Source organism: Paenibacillus tarimensis (assembly GCF_021532315.1).
Taxonomy (GTDB): Bacteria; Bacillota; Bacilli; order Paenibacillales; family Paenibacillaceae; genus Paenibacillus_I; species Paenibacillus_I tarimensis.
The window spans coordinates 1-4,845 of the sequence record NZ_JAKGAO010000046.1 but is presented as its reverse complement, the minus strand read 5'-3'; the positions used below and the strand labels follow the sequence as shown (position 1 = coordinate 4,845).

Annotated in this window: 6 protein-coding genes; all 6 read left to right on the top strand. The window is 36.1% G+C overall.

The window, feature by feature from the left end:
* Positions 1 to 705 precede the first annotated feature (705 nt).
* Entirely contained in the window at positions 706 to 1,101 is a 396-nt protein-coding gene (locus tag L1N82_RS22970) for an SMI1/KNR4 family protein (protein WP_235289797.1), read from the top strand.
* Positions 1,102 to 1,451: 350 nt separating this feature from the next.
* On the top strand, positions 1,452 to 1,613 hold the full coding sequence (locus L1N82_RS22965; protein ID WP_235289796.1) for a hypothetical protein: 162 nt from the start codon (positions 1,452 to 1,454) through the stop codon (positions 1,611 to 1,613).
* Between the two features lie 359 nt (positions 1,614 to 1,972).
* Positions 1,973 to 2,527 (top strand): Pycsar system effector family protein, encoded by a 555-nt coding sequence (locus L1N82_RS22960; protein WP_235289795.1) that lies wholly within the window; start codon positions 1,973 to 1,975, stop codon positions 2,525 to 2,527.
* 52 nt (positions 2,528 to 2,579) lie between these two features.
* A complete protein-coding gene (locus L1N82_RS22955; RefSeq protein WP_235289794.1) occupies positions 2,580 to 3,326 on the top strand; it encodes an adenylate cyclase in 747 nt (248 codons plus the stop codon).
* A gap of 424 nt (positions 3,327 to 3,750) precedes the next feature.
* Entirely contained in the window at positions 3,751 to 3,996 is a 246-nt protein-coding gene (locus L1N82_RS22950) for a hypothetical protein (protein WP_235289793.1), read from the top strand.
* 218 nt (positions 3,997 to 4,214) lie between these two features.
* Positions 4,215 to 4,667, top strand: coding sequence for a hypothetical protein (locus tag L1N82_RS22945; protein ID WP_235289792.1), 453 nt, complete (start codon positions 4,215 to 4,217; stop codon positions 4,665 to 4,667).
* The last annotated feature ends 178 nt before the right edge of the window (positions 4,668 to 4,845 follow it).

Below are 4,845 nucleotides of genomic sequence, written 5' to 3'. Positions count from 1 at the left end.
TCAGTCACTTAAGGCAGTGAGGGTTCGTGAATGCAAGTACGTTAGATGAAATTGACCTAAAGGCGGAAAAACATTGAGACTTTCAAACACACCAATTATAAGTTCAATAGGATTAATTATTTTTGCACTTACCTTTACTATGAATATGGTCTTTAAGTATTCTAGAACTTCAGATGTAGGGATAGCTATGCTGCTATCACTTGTAAATGCAGTACTTTTATTTTTCACATTACTTTGGGTCGTTTTGGGGATCATTGAGTTAAAATTATTTGTTAAATCATATAAAGACTTAAGAAATAGAACAGAATTTAGTGATTTAGGTAAGGATGAATACAACAAGAAGATTCGAAGACTCAGATTATGTTTTTTAGTAAATTTATGTTATTTGGTTGTTTTCATTTGTCAGCTTGGGTACGTAATATTTAACTGGGATGAGATAAACATATAAAAAGGAGATGTGTGTATGGGTCTCGAGGAAGAGGTCAACATCATCTAACACCGCATTCACGTATCGGGGCATTCGCCCCTCGGTCCGCGAGAAGCATTTTCTAAAGTAGCAGATTCAGCGGACAAGCCTGCACTGGCTAAGTCTTCGACCCGGCGATCCGATCGCTCCGCTTAATCGGTCGGCAGCTTAAGCCAGTGAGGGTTCGTGAACACATGCACGTTATATGACATGGCTGAATAAGGCAAAGGAGTGGAGTCATGGAGCAAGTAAGAAATCTCATTCTAACTAGGAAGCCTGGGGTTAAAGATGAGGACATTAACATAACAGAAGAGATGTTAGGGATCAGATTTCCCAATAAATACAAACAGTTAGTTAATGTGGTTAATCAAGCTGAGGTGGGGGAGTGGATTTTGTTCCCAATTAAAGATAGTCAAAGAATCCATAAGACATTTGATGACATTGTTAAAAACAACAAAGATACGGATCTACCTGATGAGTACATTGCATTCGCTGAGGATGGGACAGGAGACTTATTATGCTATAGGGTAAGCGATGGGGCTATGGGTGAGCAAATATATTTATGGAATCATGAAGAAGGCAGTGTTGAAGAGATATATAAGGATATTGAAGAGATGATAATTGATTTATCATGATTAAAGTGCAGTTTTGGAGTAATTCAGAGAAGTCAGCCACGTCATATAACACAGCATTCACGCATCGGGGCTTGCGCCCCTCGGTCCGCAGAAGCATTTTCTAAAGTAGCTAATTCAGCGGACAATCCCCGCACTGGCTAAGATAGGAGCTATCTAAGCCAGTGGGGGTTCGTGAATGCAAGAACGTTATACGAAACCCAAGTATAAATGACTAAACCGCAAAAACCTGGAAAGGCTTCTTCTATAATCAATTAAACAAATACATACCTATTTACAGAAAGAGTAGTAGACAACAATAACGACTATAATTAAATGAAGTATTTAGTAGCATTTTACTTGGGAGGGGACAGATGAACGCATTATATATTCTTTTCGCGGTAGCATTGGCAGTCGTTTCAATCTTCACAGGGGAAGTGGTAACTTACATAGCTCTTGGATTTATTCTAATGGCATTACATAACATCTTACAGGTGTTGAAAGAAATCTCAGCAAAACTTGATAGAAGAAATTAAAACACAATTGATATGAAAGATGATTCGGAGATGCCCAGGGCTTCGTATAACTCCGCATTCACGCTGCGGGGCTGTCGCCCCTTGGTCCGCCCGAGGAGATTCAAGGATGAGGAGTCAAGCGGACAACCCTGCACTGGCTAAGTCTTCGACCCGACGATCCGATCGCTTCGCTTAATCGATCGGTAGCTTAAGCCAGTGAGGGTTCATGAATATAACAACGTTATATGACAGCATCAGAAGTGCAAAAAGATTGTTGTAATTTTCAGCTGTAAAACTTGCTTGGTTTATCTTTAATATTGAATTCCATTACTTGCAAGGTGTTGACCAGTAAAAATTTTTAAAGGGAGAGGTGAAAAAGCATGAGTGAAGATTTTAGCAAAGAAAATAGTATGACTAATAGCACTTTTGCCTTGGAGAGCTTGAAGAACATACAAGAATTGATACGTTTTATAGATACTAAGGCTAGTGCGCTTTTGGTCGTGTATGGCTTAATTTTAACTGTATTTATGGATACAGCAAAAAAAATGAGTTTTATAAATATCACAAAGATGGATATTTATGATGCACTTGTGTCTATGCTTGTTCTTATTGTAGGAATTTTTCTTGTCATTTTATTAGTTTACCAACTTTACTTTATTATTATGCAAGTTCTAAAGCCGAGGCTATCAATGAATTATAAGGTTGATGAATACTCTATTTTTTACTTTGAACATGTAGCAAGTATGAAGAAATCTGATGTGTTAGAAAGATATTTAACTGCAAATGAAACAGTCATGGTAGAAGAGATAGTAGGACAAGTGTACGAAGTTTCAAAGATAATGAAAATAAAAACTCATCGTTTAAAGAAGGCAATGGAATATCTTTTTGTTAATCTTGTTTTATTACTCTTATATATTTTTTTGAGCAACATTTAATTCTCACAATGGGCAAGTACTTATATCAAATTATCTATATTGGAGGCTAACTGTGAAAAGCTTAGATTATAACTACAAAGATCGCAAGAAGAAAGTTGAAGAGATATTAGACAATACGGATAAGGTTAATGAAGTGGATAAGTTTCCAAGAGACGAGGATTTTACCTATACGAATGCATATAAAGCGTGGGCAGGAGCGATTTTTGTTGATTTAAGAGACTCCACTACGTTGTTTACCAGTAATAATGATGTAGATATTGCAAAAGTGATCCGGGGCTTTACATCAGAAATTATTGAAATACTAAGAAAAGATCTTGAATCTAATGATTTGAAAGAGATAGGTATAAGAGGTGATTGTGTTTTTGCTGTTTATTCTACCCCATTAAAAAAGGATATATATGAGATTGCAGACAGAGCCTTTTATATCAATACGTATATGAAAATGTTAAATAAATTATTGGAAAACCGTTCTTTGCCCACTATTAAAGCGGGGATAGGCTTAGCAACCAATCCAACACTTGCAGTAAAAGCCGGAAGAAAGTCTTCAGGAATTCATAATTTAGTATGGATTGGTGAATCTGTTGCAAAGGCATCCAATTTATCTGATTTGGGTAACAAAAGTGGAAATAAGGCTATTGTTATGTCTTCGGTTTTTTATAGTAACTATATTGATGAAGCTTCTGAGGAGGCGAAGAATTGGTGGACACAAAAGTACGATAGTTCATACGGAACTTACTATCATGGGGATGTAGTAAAATCGGCTTTTAACGACTGGATTAAAGATGGAATGAAAGATTAGCTATCAAGAATGATCGGACAGAGATAGTTTAATTCAATAAAAGAGACGATCAAAACACTAATGTTAGTTACTTCCAAGAAGTGATTCCGTCGTATAACATAATATTCAAGCTGCGACTCCTAACGGAGCCTTGGTCTGCTGGATGAATTTCGTAGAAGCTCTTCAGCAGACACATCCGACTACGTCGGACGTCATGAATACATTCACGTTATCCGAAACCTCCAGAAGGGCTTAGATTGATGATGAACATCAAATGGATCAGACGTAAATATGAAATTAAGTAGTTGCTTATGATTTAGTACGGTTTATTTAAAATCTAAATGCCAAAACAGCATAAGAATAACGTGATTATAACTTGAACGAATGATTGATTTAGAAGGGCAGAAAATAGAATTAAAAATTCTTCGATTAAGAAGGGATAAGAATGAATACATATTGGAATTACCGGATCATAAAAAAAGATTGGGGAAATGGTTTGATCTCATATGAGATCTGTGAAGTTTTTTATGAGAATGATAAGCCAACCTCATGGATATGGGGAAAGAATGTACTTAATGGTGATAGCAAAGAACATTTAGAAGAGCAATTGTTGTTTATCAAATATGCTTTTGAAAAACCAGTTCTAGAAATAGTGGAAAATGACGAAAGACTGATTGAAGCAAGTGAATAAATTAGACATTAAATCGTGTAGGTAAATCAAAGGTGCTGGAGGCATCGGATAACATAATATTCACGCTGCGGACATTTGTCCTTGGTCCGGCATACGCCGGACACCTCAGCATAGGCTGAGGTCGTGAATACAGGAACGTTAGGTGAAATAACGGGAATATTACTGGATTTAAAAATTTATTTGACTAAGAATTTTTAGTGTTTGAGGAGAGGGCGAGTATGAATAGATCATCCCACTTAACCAGCGGATTGATAGGTACAGTAGTAGGGGCAGTCATAGGAATTGCTGGTACATTACTTGTGTTATATATAACTTTATCTTTTAATTTCGCAGTTGATAGCGAGGCAGCAAAGATAGAATTAGAAAACGCTGTTCAACTAATTAACACTTATAAAAGTGACCCAATAGGTCCAAGATATAAACTATTAAATACTGAAATCGAATGGAAGACAGTGTTGCTTAACGTTAATAGTAAGGAGTTTAGTGAAATGTACTATGAATTAATTAGAATGGATTTATTAAGAGATATGATTATTAATGCTAGTAGTGAAAATGAAAAAAATAAGTTAATTGATGAATATAATAGTGCTATAAATCTTATTAAGAAACAAATAAATTTTGATGAGCAATTAGGACGTTTAGAACAAATAAATAAAAATAGGATTGAATGATTATGATTCTAAGCCGTTACCTCACATAACACCGTTTTCACGCATCGTCACTGTCGCTCCTCGGTCAGCAGAAGCTATTTGCAGAGAAGTGGGAGCTGCTGACAACTTGCTGTCGCAAGTTCGTGAAAAGAAGAACGTTAACTGAAATTGACTGGATATAGAGCTAAGGACAATAAAG